The 18,646-nt window shown below is 52.0% G+C and carries 12 protein-coding genes and 1 pseudogene; 7 read left to right on the top strand and 6 right to left on the bottom strand.

Features of this window, described 5'->3' with window-relative positions; translation table 11 throughout:
• Positions 1–39: 39 nt before the first annotated feature.
• From ABNT34_RS06255 to ABNT34_RS06245, 3 genes are read right to left on the bottom strand one after another with little or no spacing between them, the layout of a single operon-like run.
• Entirely contained in the window at positions 40–3,474 is a 3,435-nt protein-coding gene (locus tag ABNT34_RS06255; RefSeq protein ID WP_348729810.1) for an efflux RND transporter permease subunit, read from the bottom strand.
• Positions 3,475–4,695, bottom strand: coding sequence for an efflux RND transporter periplasmic adaptor subunit (locus ABNT34_RS06250; RefSeq protein WP_348729808.1), 1,221 nt, complete (start codon positions 4,693–4,695; stop codon positions 3,475–3,477). It lies immediately after the preceding gene.
• Positions 4,692–5,927, bottom strand: a complete 1,236-nt coding sequence (locus tag ABNT34_RS06245; RefSeq protein ID WP_348729806.1) for a TolC family protein — start codon at positions 5,925–5,927, stop codon at positions 4,692–4,694. The genes ABNT34_RS06250 and ABNT34_RS06245 overlap by 4 nt, the downstream gene beginning before the upstream one ends.
• A gap of 1,151 nt (positions 5,928–7,078) precedes the next feature.
• On the opposite strand from ABNT34_RS06245, the gene ABNT34_RS06240 reads away from it, so the two are divergent.
• The 3 genes from ABNT34_RS06240 to istB are packed head-to-tail and all read left to right on the top strand — an operon-like array spanning position 7,079 to position 9,353.
• A complete protein-coding gene (locus ABNT34_RS06240) occupies positions 7,079–7,630 on the top strand; it encodes a hypothetical protein (RefSeq protein ID WP_348729804.1) in 552 nt (183 codons plus the stop codon).
• Positions 7,631–7,633: 3 nt separating this feature from the next.
• Entirely contained in the window at positions 7,634–8,596 is a 963-nt protein-coding gene (locus ABNT34_RS06235; protein WP_348729802.1) for a hypothetical protein, read from the top strand.
• Between the two features lie 10 nt (positions 8,597–8,606).
• The gene (istB, locus tag ABNT34_RS06230; RefSeq protein WP_348729800.1) at positions 8,607–9,353 is read left to right on the top strand and encodes an IS21-like element helper ATPase IstB; all 747 of its coding nucleotides are present in this window, start codon (positions 8,607–8,609) and stop codon (positions 9,351–9,353) included.
• Positions 9,354–9,558: 205 nt separating this feature from the next.
• On the opposite strand, the pseudogene silE reads toward istB, so the two are convergent.
• From silE to silR, 3 genes and pseudogenes are all read right to left on the bottom strand, one after another.
• A pseudogene (silE, locus tag ABNT34_RS06225) lies at positions 9,559–9,669 on the bottom strand (silver-binding protein SilE); the annotation flags it as partial.
• Between the two features lie 250 nt (positions 9,670–9,919).
• Positions 9,920–11,395 (bottom strand): copper/silver sensor histidine kinase SilS, encoded by a 1,476-nt coding sequence (gene silS / locus ABNT34_RS06220; RefSeq protein WP_296297438.1) that lies wholly within the window; start codon positions 11,393–11,395, stop codon positions 9,920–9,922.
• Positions 11,388–12,068 carry a copper/silver response regulator transcription factor SilR gene (gene silR, locus ABNT34_RS06215; protein ID WP_296297436.1) on the bottom strand — a complete coding sequence of 227 codons (681 nt, stop codon included), beginning with the start codon at positions 12,066–12,068 and terminating at the stop codon, positions 11,388–11,390. The genes silS and silR overlap by 8 nt, the downstream gene beginning before the upstream one ends.
• Before the next feature lie 189 nt (positions 12,069–12,257).
• Here silR and silC point away from each other — a divergent pair, with 189 nt between their 5' ends.
• From silC to silA, 4 genes are all read left to right on the top strand, one after another.
• A complete protein-coding gene (gene silC, locus ABNT34_RS06210; RefSeq protein ID WP_348729797.1) occupies positions 12,258–13,643 on the top strand; it encodes a Cu(+)/Ag(+) efflux RND transporter outer membrane channel SilC in 1,386 nt (461 codons plus the stop codon).
• A gap of 28 nt (positions 13,644–13,671) precedes the next feature.
• Positions 13,672–14,025 carry a cation efflux system protein CusF gene (cusF, locus tag ABNT34_RS06205; RefSeq protein ID WP_001246153.1) on the top strand — a complete coding sequence of 118 codons (354 nt, stop codon included), beginning with the start codon at positions 13,672–13,674 and terminating at the stop codon, positions 14,023–14,025.
• Between the two features lie 113 nt (positions 14,026–14,138).
• Complete coding sequence (gene silB, locus ABNT34_RS06200; protein ID WP_348729795.1) at positions 14,139–15,431, top strand: Cu(+)/Ag(+) efflux RND transporter periplasmic adaptor subunit SilB; 1,293 nt, start codon at positions 14,139–14,141, stop codon at positions 15,429–15,431.
• Positions 15,432–15,441: 10 nt separating this feature from the next.
• Positions 15,442–18,588 (top strand): Cu(+)/Ag(+) efflux RND transporter permease subunit SilA, encoded by a 3,147-nt coding sequence (silA, locus tag ABNT34_RS06195; RefSeq protein ID WP_348729793.1) that lies wholly within the window; start codon positions 15,442–15,444, stop codon positions 18,586–18,588.
• Positions 18,589–18,646 lie beyond the last annotated feature (58 nt).

Raw genomic sequence — 18,646 nt, 5'->3', positions numbered from 1 at the left:
TTGAATTGACATGTTTTACACCAGAACCAAAGGTAGCCATCAGATCTGGTGTTCATTATGCAATATGGTCTCTGCTGCTGAATTCAGGCGGCCATGTTGCCACTGGTAACGCCGCCATATTGCATAAGCAGCAGGCAGCACTAACAAGGTTAGAAAGAGGCAGGACACCATGCCTCCAATCACCGGGGCTGCAGTGCGGGCCGACAGATCCGCTCCGACACCTCCCTCCCACAATAATGGAGCCAGGCCCAGTACACTGGTGGCGACCGTCATAATCATCGGCCGCACCCCTCTGGTTGCTCCGTCAATCACGGCGATGTCAATATCGGCCAGACTGTGCAGCTGACCACCTGCACGTGCTGCTGCCAGTGCCTGGTCCAGATAAACCACCACCACAATGGTGCTTTGCGCCGCAACACCACCAACGGCAATCAGACCGACCCAGGCCGCCGTTGATAAGTGGTAGTCGATTGCGCTGAATAACCAAAAGCTGCCGATGACAGCAAAAGGTACACTGAGCAGTACCAGTAAAGCCTGAGCAACCCCGGACATCGACAAATACAACAGGCCAAAGATCAGCACCAGAGTCAGTGGAATCATGTATTGCAAGCGCTGTTGCATGTCCGCCATAAATTCGTATTGCCCGGTCCATTCCAACCGGTAGCTGGCGGGCAGCACAAATTCGCTCTGTACCCGCTGTTGCGCGGTGCGCACCCATCCACCTAAATCTGTTTGGCTCAGGTCGATGTCGGCATACAGATAGCCAACCAACATACCATTTTCGTTTTTAATCATCGGTGGCCCAGATACCACACTGACACTGGCCAGTTCTTGCAGTGGCACTGTGGTGCCTGTCTGGTGCCAGGTTTCATTCCAGTCGTCGGGGCTGGCACTATTCATCGGCAGCGCTGTACTCATAACTTTTGCTGTGCTGGCGCTACCGCCCATCGCATCCATGCCACCTGAACTTGTCATGTTGGCTGATACTGGGCCGGACGACGCGCCCTGGCCTGAGGAGCCGGATGCAATTCTGGCCCTGGCAACGGCAGCAGGTACCGGGATTTGCAAAGCGCGCAACGCGGCGACATCCGCACGGAAATCGGCGGCAAACCGCAGATTGACACTGTATCTTGCTCTGCCGTCGATAATGGTCGAAACCGGCATGCCACCGACGGCCATTTCTATTACTTCGTGTACGTCGCGAACCGACAGGCCGTAACGCGCTATGGCATCGCGATCAGGGGTAATGTCGACATATTCACGGCCGGTCTGGCGTTCAGCAAACACACTGCGGGTTGCCGGTACAGCACGCAGCAGAGTTTCCAGCTGTAGGCTCAGTTGTTCAATTTGGTTCAGGTCACTGCCAAATACTTTGATGCCAACCGGAGTGCGCACACCGGTTGTCAGCATGTCAATCCGGGTCCGGATTGGCGGAGCTATTGCCATCTGATAACCAGGTGTCTGCAGGGTCTTGCCAAGATCACGTGACAGCTGATCCAGAGTGCGGCGTTGTTGATCTGGCCAGAATACACGCAACAACGGTTGCAGCCATTCAGGTGCGATACCGCTATACCAGCGGGACACCGGATGCAATGGCCACTGTTCTCTGGGTTTCAGTTGGACAACAGATTCATTCATATCCAGCTGCGCTGGATCTGTTGCAGTTTCGGCCCGGCCGGTTTTGCCGTGCACCGAAGCCACTTCAGGAAAGCTCATCACCAGGCGGTGCTGACGGGTCAGGACCTGGCGGGCTTCTTCAATCGCAATGCCGGGGAAAGTTGTTGGCATCATTAACAGGGCGCCTTCATCCAGTGGCGGCATAAACTCAGAGCCAAGCCGTTGATACACTGGAATGGTTGCCAGTACCAGCAAAACAGACAACACCACGACACTGATGCGCCGCCGTACCGTAAAGGCCGCCACAGGCCGGTACGCGCGGCGTAGAAAGGTTGCCACCGGATTTTGCGCTTCAGAACGGATTTTGCCACGCAGTAGCAATACCATCAGCACCGGCGCCAGCGTCACCGCAAGCACAGCGGCCGAGAACATGGCAAAAGTTTTGGTATACGCCAATGGATCAAACAATCGTCCGGCCTGACCGCCAAGTGCAAACACCGGTAAAAAACTGACGGTCAGCAACAAGGTTGAGAAAAATATCGGCCGTCCCACTTCCTGACAGGCCTTGACGATAACCTCGGTGCGATCGGCATCCGGTTGCTCGGCAATACGGCTGTGAGCATTTTCAATCATAACTATGACGGCATCAGCCAGTTCGACCAGCGCTATCGCGATACCACCCAGCGACATGATATTGGACGTCATGCCCAGATATCGGATCGCAATAAATGCCAGCAGTGCAGCCAGTGGCAGTATCAGCATTGCAACCAGTGCCGAACGCGCATGCATCAAAAACACCAGGCAGACGATTAAGACAATCACGGCCTCTTCCAGCAAGGTAGTGCGCAAGGTCTGTACTGCCCCTTCGATCAGTTCAGAACGATCATAAGTGGGTATCAGCGTGACACCTTCAGGTAACGGCAAAGCGGCGATCTGTTGTTTCAGCGCCTGAATCACCTGTAATGCGTTGGCATTCATCCGCATCACCACAATGCCGCCGACGGTTTCACCGCGGCCATTCCAGTCGGCGGCACCACGGCGTATCTCTGGACCAAACTGCACCGGAGCAATATCACGGAGCCGGATCGGGTTACCATTGTTGTCAACACTGACCACACTTTGCTCCAAATCCTGCCTGCTGCCGACGTAACCCCGGCCACGCAGCACAAACTCACGACCTGAATGTTCCAGCACTCTGGCACCAATTTCGGCGTTGGCGCCCTGAATAGCCCGACTGATGTCGGCTGGAGTCAGACCAAAAGCTGTGAGTTTGAGCGGGTCAAGCAATACCTGATATTGCAGTTCAAAACCGCCCAGCGAAGCCACTTCAGCCACACCCGGCACGGACTGCAGCGCAGTTCTGATGGTGTAATCCTGTAAGGTACGCAGCTCAGCCAGGCTGAGCCGGCCTGTGCTGTCGTGCAACACATATTGGTAAATCCAGCCCACTCCGCTGGCATCCGGCCCCAGTGTCGGGCTGACGCCGGCGGGCAACAATTGTTGTACTCGTCCCAGTTGCTCCTGGATCCTGCTGCGCGCCCAGTAGATATCAGTGTCGTCGGCAAAAATGGCATAGATAAAACTCATGCCAAACATTGAATAACCCCGCACTGTTTTGACTCCGGGTGTGCTTTGCAAAGCACTGACCAGCGGATAGGTAATTTGATCTTCGACTAAATCCGGGCTGCGCCCCATCCAGTCGGTAAATACGATCACCTGCGGGTCGGACAAATCAGGAATGGCATCCAGTGGTGTCTTGCGGACTGAATCAAGTGCCCATCCTGCCAATACCAATGCCAGACCTAACACCAGCCAGCGATAACGGACAGAAAGTTCAATAATGCGCTCTATCATCATTCAGTGCCCCTGATGGGAAGGCTCAGCCGGCTTTGGTTCCGGTGTTTTAGCCTTTTGGTCATGCCCAGCATGGGTGGGGCCGGCGCCACTGCGTAGCCGGCTCTCTGAATCCAGCAGAAAGACGCCGGACGTGACAACCAGTTCGCCAGCCGTCAGCCCGTGCAGAATTTCTGTCCGCCCGGCCATCTGAACCCCGGGAGTGACAACCCGGGGTTCATACTGGCCTTGTGCCGTGGCGACAAACACATGTTGCGTCAGTCCTGTGTCAACAATCGCATCCCGAGGCACTGTAATACCCTGACGGGCCGGACCCTGAAACTCAGCGGTGCCATACATCCCGGGTTTTAAATTGCCTTGTGGATTTGCCAGTTCAAACCTGACCCTGATACTACGACTGCGCTCAGTCAGTGTCGGGTACACAAAATCCACCTTGGCGGGTGTCTGCACCAGTTGTGCCGCCGGGACATCCAATAATACCGGCAAGTCCATCGCAATTTGGGGCAGGTTCAGCTGTGGCACTTCGGCAATAATCCACAGGCCCGATAGATCGGCCAGCGTCAGTAATTCTGTTGACGGGTCTACTGCAGTTCCCGCCGATACGGCCCGGCGCAGTACCACTCCGGATTTGGCTGCGGTCACTGTGACCTGACGCCTGGCCTGGCCACTGTGCTCAATGGCGCGGATTTCAGCTTCCGTCATGCCGGCCTGCAATAACCGGGCTCTGGCTGCTGCCACCACTGCGCTGGGCAGTCCTGTCTTTGCCTGACGCCGCACAGCTAGGTACTCCAGCTGAGAAGCATATAAATCCTGGGAGTAAATGGTCAGCAAAGGCTGTCCTGCCTGAACAGACTCCCCGGTGGTGGCAACAAACTGCTGCTCAATCCAGCCGGCAACTCTGGTATGAATATGAAAAATCCGCCGCTCATCCGGCACTACTGTGGCAACCACCCGGACACTACTGATGATGGGCTCGGTCCGGGCTTCCTCAATTTGCAAACCTGCCAGTTGCTGTTGTTGTTCATTCAGACTGACTGCTACCCGATCAGTCGCGTCGCTGCTGTGGTTGGCTGATGTAGTCTGGTTATGCAAGGTTGTGGTGGTAAAAGGCCAGCTATGTTGCTGATATTGCAGCCACAAAGCCCCAGCCAGCAGTATGGCCATCAACAATGCGCCGGCCAGTGTGGCCGGCTGGACAAATAAAGTTCTGAATGTGAGTTTCATGGAGTACTCCGGGGAGACGCCATGCTGCGCTCCAGTTTTGCCCAGGCCAGCCCCAGCGTGGTGTTGGCCATGACCAGCTCGGTTTCGACATTCCAGAATGCCCGGGTTGTGGTGATGACATCCAGCATGTTGCCCTGACCCGCACTGTAAGCGGATAAGGCTGACCTGACGGCAAGCTCTGCCCGCGGTAACACCTGTTTTTGCAGGGCCTGCTGTTCGGCTTGCGCTGCAATAACCGCAGCTCTTGCCGCTAAGGCTTCACCTTGCAACATCAACTGCATGGCGTCCAAATCAGCTGTTGCCATCGTCAGCATACTGTCTGCTTCGGCCACTCCGGCATCCAGTGAAGATTCCCACAGGGGGATCGAGATACCAATTTTCAGCATGGCGCCGTTGCCATCTGCCATTGATTTGGCAGCGCCAAGTCCGACGGTTAGCATAGGCCGGTACATAGCCCGCATCACCTCAGCTTCGGCTTCGGCTTTGCGAATGGCCGCCTGTCCGGCCTGTAATTCAGGCCTGTGCTGCAACACTCCGGCCATTACCCTTTCGATGGACGGCGGCTGCCCGTCCAGTGACGGTGGCAACAATACAGGTAAAGTGGTTTGGGCACTCAGGCCCAGACTGGCACTGAGCATCACTTCCGCTGCACTGATTTCGGCGGCTGTCGCTGTTAACCTTGCCTGGACACGGGACTGTTCAGTTTCTGCGGTGAATACATCGGCCTGCGTGGTACTGCCGGTGCTGTAACGTGCCGTGGCGGCCTCTACCAGTTTGGTTGCCAGCAGTTGTTGTCGTTGCGTCAGCTGCTGCATGCGGCGGCTTTCCAGCAGCATATAAAAAGCACGTGCTGCCTCGTAACGAATATCCAGAATAGTGCGGTTGGTTGAAAAGTCTTCAATGCTGGCTTGCGCTTCAGCGGCGCGGCGGCGGTGCTGACGAATGTCTGACAGGGAAAAACGTTGTTCGATCATCAGGCTGCGGTCATAACGGGCCTTTGCCATCTCGTCCATCATGCTGTAGGGATAATGATCAACGGACCATTGCAACATCGGATCTTCGGGAGCAGATACCACTTCAGGTCGCTGGTGGGCTGCGGCGGCGCGTGCTCTGGCGGCGGTAATTTCGTTGCGGTTCTGCTCAGCGATTTGCACTGCTGTAGTCAACGATAAAGGTATATCACTTGAAAAGGACACATTGTCGGCGGCGCCGGAAAAACTCAGTATCAGCATAATCAGGCTCAACGCACCTTTTGTGCTCCTGCAGTGGTAGTGCAACTTGCGTTTGTGCTGGTTAATCACAGATCCCCCGGCTGGCTGATTCAGCCTGATATTGCAGCAGGGCTGCATGGCGAAATTGTAAGCATAGCAACAGGGCGACGATTCGGATTGATCCTGATCAAAGTGAACCAGCGCAGTACAGCCAGGTTGCAAATGCATCTACAGTTGAGCGCAGCGGAAACAGCAGAACAGGGCTGAGCATTGGTCAGCTGTTGGCACTTTGCCGTTTTTTGACGAGTAACAGGTTAGTTTGCTTCATTTCAAGTGAAAGCATGAATGTGTAAACGACGGCAGCCGACTCGCAAAAAACCGATGTAACATAATAAAAGTTTTGTCAGTTGCGGCATTTTTATTCATCGGAGGCTTGAATGCTTACAAGCAAGAAGTGATAGGGCGCTGTGTTCCAAAAGTTAGCTTGGATTTCTCTCCCGGACCTAAACAGAGGTCATCATGAAAATAGCTCGGCCTGGCTGGATTTAACATAAAATTAATATATTGGTTTTATGTTGAAAATCAAAATCTTAAGTTTTATTTGTTGTGTTGTTACAATGCATAAAGCCATTTTATAACGTAAAACAGTGTTGAAGCCTGAAAGGTGATACTTTTTATGTTGTAAGCCCTCAAAAGTGCTCAAAACCCAGTATTGCCGGTGGTTCTAACGTTATATTCGTCGGAAAGGTTTGCACTACCGCTCTAGCTTTAACCCATTGATCTATATAGCATTTTAATCATAAAATTAACACAGGTAATCACGAAAATCAACTGATTATCTGTGTTTTTTTTGCGCAAAAAAAATGCCAAAACAGGCGAATAACACGCGTCACGCATAGGTTTCCGTCTTTTGCGAATTTCGGGGTCGTCCGGCCACTCATTTCGGTGTGAACCGGCCAGTCACTTCGGTATCGTCCGGCCATCTATTTCGGTGTGAACCGGCCAGTCGTTTCGGTATCGTCCGGCCACCTGTTTCGGTGTGATCCGGTCAGTCGTTTCGGTATCATCCGGCCATCTTTTTCTTTCTTCGTTTCAGGTGCTGCGGCATAACAGGGGTTTCCCTGTCAGCCGGAGTTTGTATGACACGCAAAAAGAAAGTGATGAGAACCGATATGAGAACTTATCTGGATGTGTTCCGGCTGTGTTTTGACGATCAGCTGTCCCACCGCCAAATTGCCCTTGCTTTGGGCATTGGCCGCTCGACGGTGACTGATTTAATTGCCCGTTTTAATAACCTCAACCTTGCATGGCCTCTCGCCCCGGAGGTGTCCTTAAATACCCTTGATCAGGCTCTGCTGCCAGGTCGCGATTACCAGACCAAACGTGTCTTGCCCGACTGGTTACGTATCGATTTGGAGTTAAAAGATCCGAAGCTGACCAAGCAGTTATTGTGGCAGGATTATCAGGCTGAACATGGTCACGCAGCGCTGGGGTACACCCAGTTCTGCGAACATTACCGTCGCTGGAAAGGCTCACAGCGCCGTTCGATGCGCCAACAGCATTATGCAGGCGAGAAACTCTTTATCGATTTCTGTGGCCCAACGGTGCCTATTGTTGATCCGCGCACTGGCGAAATCCGCAAAGCCGCCATCTTCGTCGCCACTTTAGGCGCATCCAATTACACCTACATCGAAGCCTGTGCCGGACAGGATCAGCAGTCCTGACTGATGGCCAACAGTCGCTGCCTGAGCTTTTTAGGTGGTGTTCCCACCTTATTGGTGCCAGATAATCTCAAGGCTGCCGTGGTTAAAGCTGACAAGTTTGAACCGACCATCAACAGCGATTACCAGGCTCTGGCTCGGCATTACCGTTGTACCGTGATGCCTGCGCGGCCTTACAAACCAAAGGACAAAAGCAAAGTAGAAGGCGCTGTGTTGATTGTTGAACGCTGGGTATTAGCGCGGCTGCGCCACCAGATCTTTTACTCGCTGGATGCACTGAATCAGGCCATCCGATTGTTGAATCATCAGCTGAATGAGCGGCCGATGAAAGCCTATAACAGCCTGAGCCGTAAAGACTTGTTCCAACAAATTGACCAGCCTGCGCTCAAAGCGCTGCCTGCATTCCCGTATGAATACACCGAATACAAAGTGGCCAAAGTGGGACCGGATTACCACCTGCAGTTCGATAAACATTACTACTCGGTACCGCATGCCTTGTGCGGTGAGCGGCTGGAAATACAGGCCACTGCCACCATGATCTGGGTGCATCACAAAGGCCAGTGTGTGGCGCAGCATGTGCGAAGTAGCAAAGCCTTCGGTCAAACCTCGGAGTTATCACACTTGCCACCAGCCCACGCCGCGCATCAGGAATGGGGGCCAGAGCGATTAAGGCAATGGGCAGAGAAAATAGGGCCGGATACGCTAGGCGTGGTGCTGGCGATAGAGAAGCGTAAAGCTCATCCGGTCTTGGCACAGCGCACCTGTCTGGCACTGCTTGGCCTGCAAAAAAGTTATGGCAGCAAACGGCTGGAACGCGCCTGCGGCATGGCACTGCAACAACAGGCGACGTTCACCGGCTTTATTAAAAACTTGCTGAAAAACGGCTTCGATCAAACTCAACCTGACGCCGAAAGTAGCGCCCCAGCACTTATACACACCAACTTACGTGGCCCTCACCACTACCAATAAGGACTGAATAATGGCTCTGATCATGACACAATTACGCCAGCTGAAAATGGCGGCGATGGCCAAAGCTCTGGAGCTGCAACGGCAAAATCCGCATAACTACAACGGCTTGAGCTTCGAAGAACGATTGGGCTTATTGGTGGAACAAGAGCAGTTCTCACGCGACAACACCCGCCTGATGAGGCTGCGCAAAGAAGCTGGGCTGCGACTTCGGGCCAGTGCGGAGGAGCTGAAATACCCGGCACGGCGTGGCATACGGCCAGAGCAACTGACGCCACTGCTGCAAGGGCATCACCTGAACTACGGCCAAAACGTACTCATCACGGGAGCAACAGGCTGCGGCAAAACCTATTTGGCCTGTGCGCTGGGAGAACAAGCATGCAGGCAAAACAAAAAGGTGAGGTACTACCGGCTGGGTCGCCTGATGGAAGCGCTGAAACTGGGGCATGCCGATGGCAGTTATTTAAAACAATTAAGCCAGCTGCAAAAGCTGGACCTATTGATCCTGGACGACTGGGGGTTAGAAGGATTTAAGGGTAAACAAATCAGCGATCTGCTGGATGTGATTGAAGACAGATACGAGCAACGCAGTACAGTGATCGTCAGCCAATTACCGGTCAGTGAATGGTATGGACTCATGGAAAATCCGACGGTGGCAGATGCGCTGTTAGACCGATTAGTCCACAACGCCCATCGGCTGGAATTAACAGGAGAATCGCAACGGAAAAAAAGTCTGGCTGAACCGACTGAAGTAAGTTAAAAAGTGAGGAGTTACGAAGAAAAGATCAGATGGCCGGACGATACCAGAAACAGCTGGCCGGACAAACCGAAATACGCACCCAGCCAGCCGCACGATGAAGAGCAGAAGTTATCATGATCGTTACTATGTTGGGAGTCACATAGAAGATCAGATCCTGGAAAACGGGAAAGGTTCCGTTCAGGACGCTACTTGTGTATAAGAGTCAGGCAGGAGCCTGTGCATTGTTGACGCGCTCATGGATATTCACGGTTTCAGTGGCCCAGGCCGAAGAAATTAAACTAAAGCCCAGCAAAGATGCTAATACGATATTTTTCATGATAACTCTCCATTTCTGAATTAGTGATGTCCGGGGAAGCACAACCTATATTTTCAGTTCCATAACTGAAACAAGTCCGGCAGTGTTTATTTCTCCGGGAGTTGGCTGGATATTCATTTCCTGGCGTAATCTGACGCCGGGTATTGATGAAGCAATCCAGCCTTCCTGATAAGTTGCACTAATTATATCGAATGGCTTCTATTTGCTGCATGACAGGCTAATGGCATCTTTTTCATTTAAATCTTTATTCTCAGTGTTGGGGCTCCGGAATCATTTTCTCCAGTTTGGGCACGGATAGGATAAAACGAGTTGAACGTACGTCCGATTCCACCTGCACTCTTCCGTGATGTGCTTCCACGATGGACTTCACAATCGCAAGGCCGATGCCGCTGCCTTCTCCTTTTCGTTGTCTGGACGGATCTACCCGATAAAAACGGTCAAACAGCCTTGATAAATGCTCTTCAGGGATTGGTTTCCCCGGATTTTCAATCACAAGGTCAAAAAAGCTCTCCTGCTCTCTTATTGAGACGGTGATTGCCTGTCCCTCCGGGGTATAACGCAGGGCATTGGATAACAGATTATTGATCGCCCTTCTGAACATTTGTGGATCTCCCTCAACCAGGCAGGGCATCCCGTTAAATTTGAGCGTGATATTGCGTTCTTCGGCCCAGGCTTCGAAAAACTCGAAGACTTTCATGACTTCTGCTCTGAGGTCAAAACGGACCCTGTCAGGTATAAGCTGGTTATTGTCCGCCTGTGCCAGAAACAGCATGTCGCTGACCATTTTGGTCATCCGGTTATACTCTTCAAGACTGGAGTAGAGGACATCCTCAAGTTCCTTCTGGGTTCGATCCTGACTCAGTGCGATTTCAGTCTGCGTCACCAGATTGGTGATGGGCGTTCTGATCTCATGCGCGATATCGGCAGAGAAATTGGCCTGGCGGGTAAAGACGTCCTCAATCTTTCCAATCATATGATTGAACGAGATAACCAGTTGCTCCAGCTCAATGGGAACGCGTGTCGGTTCCAGCCGCGCATCAAGATTCTCGGAGGTGATGTTTTTAATGGCATTGCTGACATTACGAAGGGGCAGGTGCCCCTGACGGACAGCGATGCGAATGATCAGAACAATCAGCAGGCTTATCACGACGGCGATCGCAATCAGATTTTTTTTCAGCGCATCGAGGTAATGGAGATGAAAATTAATGGAGAGGCCAGTCAGCATGACATAATTCTGCTGTTTGCCCTGAAATATCGCCTGGCCAGAGGAGGCGATAATCCGGTATGTTTCCATCTTCATTTCAGACCCGGTATCCATCGGTCTCGCAGGATCCTCCACCGTCCAGAGAAAGACATCCCGTGCGCGGCTGTGCTCGCTAAAATCTGCTGAATTCACGGCCGGGTGTAGTGCCGCCCCCTGCGCTGAACTAAAGAGCACTTCCCCCCTGGGATTGAGGAGCAAAAGGGCAACGTTGCGGTAGCTGGCAATCGACTCCTTTATTTTGCTTACTTTTTTTTCATCCGGATCCACCGGGGACTGCAGTATACGGTTCAGGGTAGTGCTGATTTGTTGAAGATCGCTGACATCCTGCTCGGCAAAATGATTTTCAACAGAATGCAGCATAAACCAGGTGAAGGCGATAAAAGCCAGTATCGTGGACAGGCTGATAAAAAAGGTCAGCCGCAGGGCGAGTGAGAAAGGGCGCCTGGAAGGTTTGCTATGCATCCGGGGCCTCCAGCATATAGCCCACGCCCCGGACAGTCTGGATCAGCTTTGTCCCGTAATCGTTGTCTATTTTAGCGCGGAGTCGCTTTACGGCGACATCAATCGCGTTAGTGTCGCTGTCAAAATTCATGTCCCAGACCTGAGAGGCAATCAGGGAGCGGGGAAGAACCTCGCCCTGATGGCGAATGAAAAATTCCAGCAGGCTGAACTCTTTACTGGTGAGCACAATGCGGCTTCCGGCGCGACTGACTTTTCTGGATACGAGATCCATCGAGAGATCAGCCACCCTAAACTGGCTTTCCGTGATCATCGTGTTTCCCCGCCTCAGAAGGGTTCTCACCCGGGCCAGCAGTTCGGCAAACGCAAAGGGTTTAACCAGATAATCGTCCGCACCCAGTTCCAGTCCTTTGACCCTGTGTTCGATCGTGCCGAGGGCCGTCAGTAGTAAGACCGGCATACCCTTTCCGGCAGTGCGCAGCATGCGGATGATATCCCAGCCGTTCACATCAGGCAGCATGATGTCCAGAATGACTAAATCATACTCGGCTGTCATGGCGAGATGATATCCGGTAAGACCATTATCAGCGTGATCCACTACGAACCCTGCCTCTGTAAGCCCTTTGCTGAGATATTCACCTGTTTTAATTTCGTCTTCGACGATCAATATTTTCATCTTGCTCCCCGTCTGGCTGCTAATGTCATTCTATTGCGCACACGATCGTAATCAACGAATTACCGTAAAAATGACAACATTGTCATTATTCTGTCACCCGACAAACAGAGTGCATTCTGTAAAGTAACCCTGGTAATACTCTGAACTTCATTTGAACCATTTACCAGGTCTGCCTGGACGAGAAGCAATATGTTCAAATTAAAACTACTCAGCATCAGCACAATCTTCATTCTGGCTGGTTGTGTCTCTCAGGCGCCTGAATATCAGCGTCCGGCAGCACCGGTACCCCAGCAGTTTTCACTGTCCCGTAACAGCCTGACGCCAGCGGTGAATGGCTATCAGGATACGGGCTGGCGTAACTTTTTTGTCGATCCCCAGGTCACCCGGCTGATTACTGAAGCCCTGACTAATAACCGTGATTTGAGAATGGCTGCACTGAAGGTTGAAGAGGCCCGGGCCCAGTTCAACGTCACGGATGCAGATCGTTATCCCCAGCTGAATGCCTCATCCGGGATCACATACAGCGGTGGTCTGAAAGGTGACAAGCCGACCACACAGGAGTACGACGCAGGTCTGGAACTCCGCTATGAGCTCGATTTTTTCGGCAAGCTCAAGAACATGAGTGACGCTGATCGCCAGAACTACTTTGCCAGCGAAGAAGCCCGTCGGGCTGTACATATCCTGCTGGTCTCCAGCGTTTCACAAAGCTATTTCAGCCAGCAACTGGCGTATGAACAACTCCGTATCGCGCGGGAAACGCTGAAAAATTACGAACAGTCCTATGCTTTCGTTGAGCAACAGCTCGTGACCGGGAGTACGAATGTGCTGGCGCTTGAACAGGCCAGGGGACAAATCGAAAGTACCCGCGCTGAGATAGCCAAACGAGAAGGCGATCTGGCTCAGGCAAACAATGCCCTGCAACTGGTGCTGGGAACGTACCGTGCACTGCCGCCAGAAAAAGGGATGAAAGGCGGGGAGATCGCGCCAGTTAAACTGCCATCAAACCTGTCGTCACAAATTTTGCTGCAGCGACCGGATATTATGGAGGCGGAATACCAGCTGAAAGCGGCTGATGCGAATATTGGCGCAGCGCGGGCGGCCTTTTTCCCGTCCATTACCCTGACCAGTGGCCTTTCCGCAAGCAGTACGGAGCTGTCCAGTCTCTTCACGCCAGGAAGCGGAATGTGGAATTTTATCCCTAAAATTGACATTCCTGTTTTTAATGCCGGCAGGAACAAAGCCAATCTCAAACTGGCAGAAATTCGCCAGCAACAGTCGGTGGTTAATTACGAACAAAAAATTCAGTCCGCCTTTAAGGATGTTTCCGACACGTTTGCGCTGCGCGACAGCCTTAGCCAGCAACTTGAGTCACAGCAGCGTTATCTTGATTCACTTCAGATAACTCTCCAGCGTGCCAGAGGATTATATTCCAGTGGTGCTGTCAGTTACATTGAAGTGCTGGATGCAGAGCGTTCTCTCTTCGCTACGCAGCAAACCATTCTCGATCTTACCTATTCCCGACAGGTTAACGAAATTAATCTGTTTACTGCGCTGGGTGGCGGTTGGGTAGAATAAATTTATTTAATTAATCAGGAAATTAAAAATGCGTAATTCACTTAAAGCTGTTTTATTTGGTGCCTTCTCTGTCATGTTTTCTGCCGGTCTTCATGCTGAAACACATCAGCATGGCGATATGAATGCTGCCAGTGATGCTTCGGTACAGCAGGTTATCAAGGGCACCGGTGTCGTTAAAGACATTGATATGAATAGTAAAAAGATCACCATTTCGCACGAAGCAATCCCTGCGGTGGGCTGGCCTGCAATGACCATGCGCTTCACTTTTGTTAATGCAGACGACGCTATCAATGCCCTGAAAACCGGCAACCATGTCGATTTCTCGTTTATTCAGCAGGGCAATATCTCCTTACTCAAAAGCATTAACGTGACGCAATCCTGATTGACTGTCCGGAGCGAATACATCCAGTGCGCCTGAACATTCATTAAGGGATTACTGTGAATGAATGATCGGGCGCATATGCCAGGTGTTTTGATTTTTCAGCGAGAAATTGTATGGCTTCTTTAAAGATAAAATATGCTGCAATAATTATCAGCAGCCTCCTAGCAGGAGGGCTGATATCGGTTACTGCCTGGCAGTATGTGAACTCATCACAAAAAACAGTACAAACAGAACAAAAGGCACCGGAGAAAAAGGTACTTTTCTGGTATGACCCGATGAAACCGGATACCAAATTTGATAAACCCGGAAAATCTCCCTTTATGGATATGGACCTGGTGCCAAAATATGCTGATGAAAGTGGCGATAAAAGCAATGGCGGGATCCGTATTGATCCAACGCAGGTTCAGAACCTGGGATTAAAAACGCAAAAAGTCACGCGAGGAATGCTGAATTATTCTCAGACAATTCCGGCTAATGTCAGTTATAACGAGTATCAGTTTGTCATTGTGCAGGCGCGCTCTGACGGTTTCGTCGAAAAAGTGTATCCCCTGACGATTGGCGATCATGTGAAGAAAGGAACACCGCTTATCGATATCACCATTCCTGAATGGGTTGAGGCACAAAGTGAGTTCCTGCTGCTATCCGGTACAGGCGGTACGCCAACCCAGATAAAAGGGGTTCTGGAGCGACTTCGTCTGGCTGGTATGCCGGAAGAGGATATTCAAAGACTGCGTTCAACCCGCACAATCCAGACCCGTTTTACCATTAAAGCACCTATTGATGGTGTCATTACTGCATTTGACCTGCGCACCGGCATGAATATTTCGAAAGATAAGGTGGTGGCTCAGATTCAGGGGATGGACCCGGTCTGGATCAGCGCTGCAGTGCCGGAATCTATCGCCTATCTGCTGAAAGATACGTCGCAGTTTGAAATTTCGGTACCGGCTTATCCGGATAAAACATTCCATGTCGAAAAATGGAACATTCTTCCCAGCGTGGATCAGACAACCCGTACGCTTCAGGTCCGTCTCCAGGTTTCTAATAAGGATGAGTTTCTCAAGCCAGGCATGAATGCCTATCTGAAACTCAATACCAAGAGCCAGGAGATGCTGCTGATACCAAGCCAGGCCGTTATCGATACCGGCAAAGAACAGCGCGTGATTACTGTTGATGATGAAGGCAAGTTTGTGCCGAAACAGATCCACGTTCTGCATGAATCACAACAACAGTCCGGCATCGGCTCCGGCCTGAATGAAGGCGATACCGTGGTGGTCAGTGGTCTGTTCCTCATTGACTCCGAAGCCAATATTACGGGCGCGCTGGAACGTATGCGCCATCCTGAAAAAACAGAAAGCAGTATGCCAGCAATGTCTGACCAGCCTGTAAATAGGCATTCAGGGCACTGAGGAGACGACGATGATTGAATGGATTATCCGGCGCTCTGTCGCCAACCGTTTCCTGGTCATGATGGGGGCCCTGTTTCTCAGCATCTGGGGTACATGGACGATTATTAACACGCCGGTCGATGCCTTGCCTGACCTGTCAGATGTGCAGGTCATTATTAAAACCAGCTATCCCGGCCAGGCCCCGCAGATTGTAGAAAACCAGGTCACCTATCCACTTACCACCACCATGCTCTCCGTACCTGGCGCAAAAACTGTGCGTGGTTTTTCACAGTTCGGTGATTCGTATGTATATGTCATTTTTGAAGACGGCACCGATCTGTACTGGGCCCGTTCCCGCGTGCTGGAATATCTGAATCAGGTTCAGGGCAAACTGCCTGCGGGTGTGAGCTCTGAAATCGGTCCGGACGCCACGGGAGTGGGCTGGATATTTGAATATGCCCTGGTCGATCGCAGCGGAAAACACGACCTTTCAGAACTGCGTTCTTTGCAGGACTGGTTCCTGAGATTTGAACTGAAAACCATCCCGAACGTGGCGGAAGTAGCTTCGGTTGGCGGCGTGGTGAAACAGTATCAGATCCAGGTCAATCCGGAGAAATTGTCCCAGTACGGTGTCAGCCTGCCTGAAGTGAAACAGGCTCTTGAATCGTCTAACCAGGAGGCCGGTGGTTCATCCGTTGAAATGGCCGAAGCGGAGTATATGGTCCGGGCCAGCGGATATCTTCAGACCATTGATGATTTCAATAACATTGTCCTGAAAACCGGCGAGAACGGTGTACCGGTTTATCTGCGGGATGTTGCCCGCGTGCAGACCGGGCCTGAAATGCGGCGAGGTATTGCCGAACTGAACGGCCAGGGGGAAGTCGCCGGCGGCGTGGTGATCCTGCGGTCGGGTAAGAATGCGCGCGACGTTATCACGGCAGTGAGGGATAAACTGGACACGCTGAAGGCCAGCCTGCCGGAAGGTGTTGAAATTGTGACCACCTACGATCGCAGCCAGTTAATCGATCGGGCCATTGATAACCTCAGCTACAAACTCCTGGAAGAGTTTATCGTGGTGGCCATCGTCTGTGCCCTGTTCCTGTGGCACGTACGTTCTGCCCTGGTGGCAATTATTTCTCTGCCGCTAGGCCTGTGTATCGCCTTTATCGTCATGCACTTCCAGGGACTGAACGCCAACATTATGTCGCTGGGAGGGATTGCAATAGCCGTCGGAGCGATGGTGGATGCCGCCATTGTGATGATTGAAAATGCGCACAAACGGCTTGAGGAATGGGATCATCAGCATCCGGGTGAGCAGATTGACAACGCCACCCGCTGGAAGGTGATTACCGACGCCTCCGTGGAAGTGGGACCCGCACTGTTTATCAGCCTGCTGATCATCACCCTGTCCTTTATTCCTATCTTTACCCTGGAAGGTCAGGAAGGACGTCTGTTTGGTCCGCTGGCCTTTACAAAAACGTATTCCATGGCGGGTGCAGCCATACTGGCAATCACTGTTATCCCTATTCTGATGGGGTTCTGGATCCGCGGGAAAATTCCTGCTGAGACCAGTAACCCACTGAACCGGTTGCTGATTAAAGCGTATCACCCGTTACTGCTCAGGGTACTACACTGGCCAAAAACAACCCTGCTGGTTGCGGCTTTATCCATTTTCACTGTTATCTGGCCACTGAGTCAGGTGGGCGGCGAGTTTTTACCGAAGATTAACGAAGGTGACCTGTTGTATATGCCGTCAACGTTACCTGGCGTGTCTCCTGGAGAAGCTGCTGCGCTCTTACAGAAAACGGACAAACTAATCAAAACGGTGCCTGAAGTGGCCTCAGTTTTTGGCAAGACCGGTAAGGCTGAGACCGCCACGGATTCCGCGCCACTCGAAATGGTGGAAACCACCATCCAACTGAAACCTGAGGATCAGTGGCGTCCAGGCATGACGATTGACAAGATTATTGAAGAACTCGACAGGACCGTCCGTTTACCGGGTCTGGCCAACCTCTGGGTACCGCCTATCCGTAACCGTATTGATATGCTCTCAACCGGCATTAAAAGTCCGATAGGTATTAAGGTATCGGGTACTGTTCTGTCGGATATCGATGTAACAGCACAGAGTATCGAAGCAGTCGCTAAAACCGTACCTGGTGTGGTTTCCGCACTGGCTGAACGACTGGAAGGTGGACGTTATATTGATGTGGACATTAACCGGGAAAAAGCTTCCCGGTACGGGATGACTGTGGGCGACGTCCAGCTGTTCGTCTCTTCAGCAATCGGTGGGGCTATGGTGGGTGAGACGGTTGAAGGCGTGGCCCGGTACCCTATTAACATTCGCTATCCGCAGGATTACCGTAACAGTCCACAGGCGTTGAGAGAGATGCCAATCCTGACCCCAATGAAGCAGCAAATTACGCTGGGCGATGTTGCCGATATTAAGGTCGTTTCCGGACCAACCATGCTGAAAACCGAAAATGCCCGGCCAGCCAGCTGGATTTATGTTGATGCCCGCGGCAGGGACATGGTGTCGGTGGTGAACGATATTAAGACGGCCATCAGTGAGAAAGTGAAACTGAGACCGGGGACCAGTGTGGCATTCTCAGGACAGTTTGAATTACTCGAGCACGCCAATAAGAAATTAAAACTGATGGTACCGATGACGGTGATGATCATCTTCATCCTGTTATATCTGGCATTCCGCAGGGTTGATGAAGCCCTGTTGATCCTGATGAGCCTGCCGTTTGCCCTGGTTGGCGGGATATGGTTCCTGTACTGGCTGGGCTTCCATATGTCAGTGGCGACCGGAACCGGGTTTATCGCCCTGGCCGGGGTGGCAGCAGAGTTTGGCGTGGTCATGCTGATGTATCTGCGTCATGCCATTGAAGCGCACCCGGAATTGTCCCGTAAAGAGACGTTCACACCGGAAGGCCTTGATGAAGCCCTCTATCATGGTGCCGTACTGCGTGTCCGGCCGAAAGCCATGACCGTGGCGGTGATCATTGCGGGTCTGCTGCCAATACTCTGGGGAACCGGTGCAGGTTCAGAGGTCATGAGCCGTATCGCGGCACCCATGATTGGTGGGATGATCACGGCTCCGCTGCTGTCCCTGTTCATTATTCCTGCCGCCTACAAATTAATCTGGCTGCGCAGACATAAAAAAAGCGTGTCCTGAACCTGAAAGGGCCCCCCCTGTGGGTGTCCTTCTTTACTGATTCACCCTGACGTCAGGG

Origin of the sequence: Rheinheimera texasensis (assembly GCF_964031785.1) — a bacterium.
Lineage (GTDB): Bacteria > Pseudomonadota > Gammaproteobacteria > Enterobacterales > Alteromonadaceae > Pararheinheimera > Pararheinheimera texasensis_A.
Note: the sequence above shows the minus strand (reverse complement) of the source record. Positions and strands in the feature narration are given on the sequence as shown.

Bases quoted from the DNA above. Each gene is read 5' to 3' on its own strand.
- ABNT34_RS06255 (WP_348729810.1), bottom strand. From the start codon at position 3,474: ATGATGATAGAGCGCATTATTGAACTTTCTGTCCGTTATCGCTGGCTG.
- ABNT34_RS06250 (WP_348729808.1), bottom strand. From the start codon at position 4,695: ATGAAACTCACATTCAGAACTTTATTTGTCCAGCCGGCCACACTGGCC.
- ABNT34_RS06245 (WP_348729806.1), bottom strand. From the start codon at position 5,927: ATGCTGATACTGAGTTTTTCCGGCGCCGCCGACAATGTGTCCTTTTCA.
- ABNT34_RS06240 (WP_348729804.1), top strand. From the start codon at position 7,079: ATGAGAACTTATCTGGATGTGTTCCGGCTGTGTTTTGACGATCAGCTG.
- ABNT34_RS06235 (WP_348729802.1), top strand. From the start codon at position 7,634: ATGGCCAACAGTCGCTGCCTGAGCTTTTTAGGTGGTGTTCCCACCTTA.
- istB (WP_348729800.1), top strand. From the start codon at position 8,607: ATGGCTCTGATCATGACACAATTACGCCAGCTGAAAATGGCGGCGATG.
- silS (WP_296297438.1), bottom strand. From the start codon at position 11,395: ATGCATAGCAAACCTTCCAGGCGCCCTTTCTCACTCGCCCTGCGGCTG.
- silR (WP_296297436.1), bottom strand. From the start codon at position 12,068: ATGAAAATATTGATCGTCGAAGACGAAATTAAAACAGGTGAATATCTC.
- silC (WP_348729797.1), top strand. From the start codon at position 12,258: ATGTTCAAATTAAAACTACTCAGCATCAGCACAATCTTCATTCTGGCT.
- cusF (WP_001246153.1), top strand. From the start codon at position 13,672: ATGCGTAATTCACTTAAAGCTGTTTTATTTGGTGCCTTCTCTGTCATG.
- silB (WP_348729795.1), top strand. From the start codon at position 14,139: ATGGCTTCTTTAAAGATAAAATATGCTGCAATAATTATCAGCAGCCTC.
- silA (WP_348729793.1), top strand. From the start codon at position 15,442: ATGATTGAATGGATTATCCGGCGCTCTGTCGCCAACCGTTTCCTGGTC.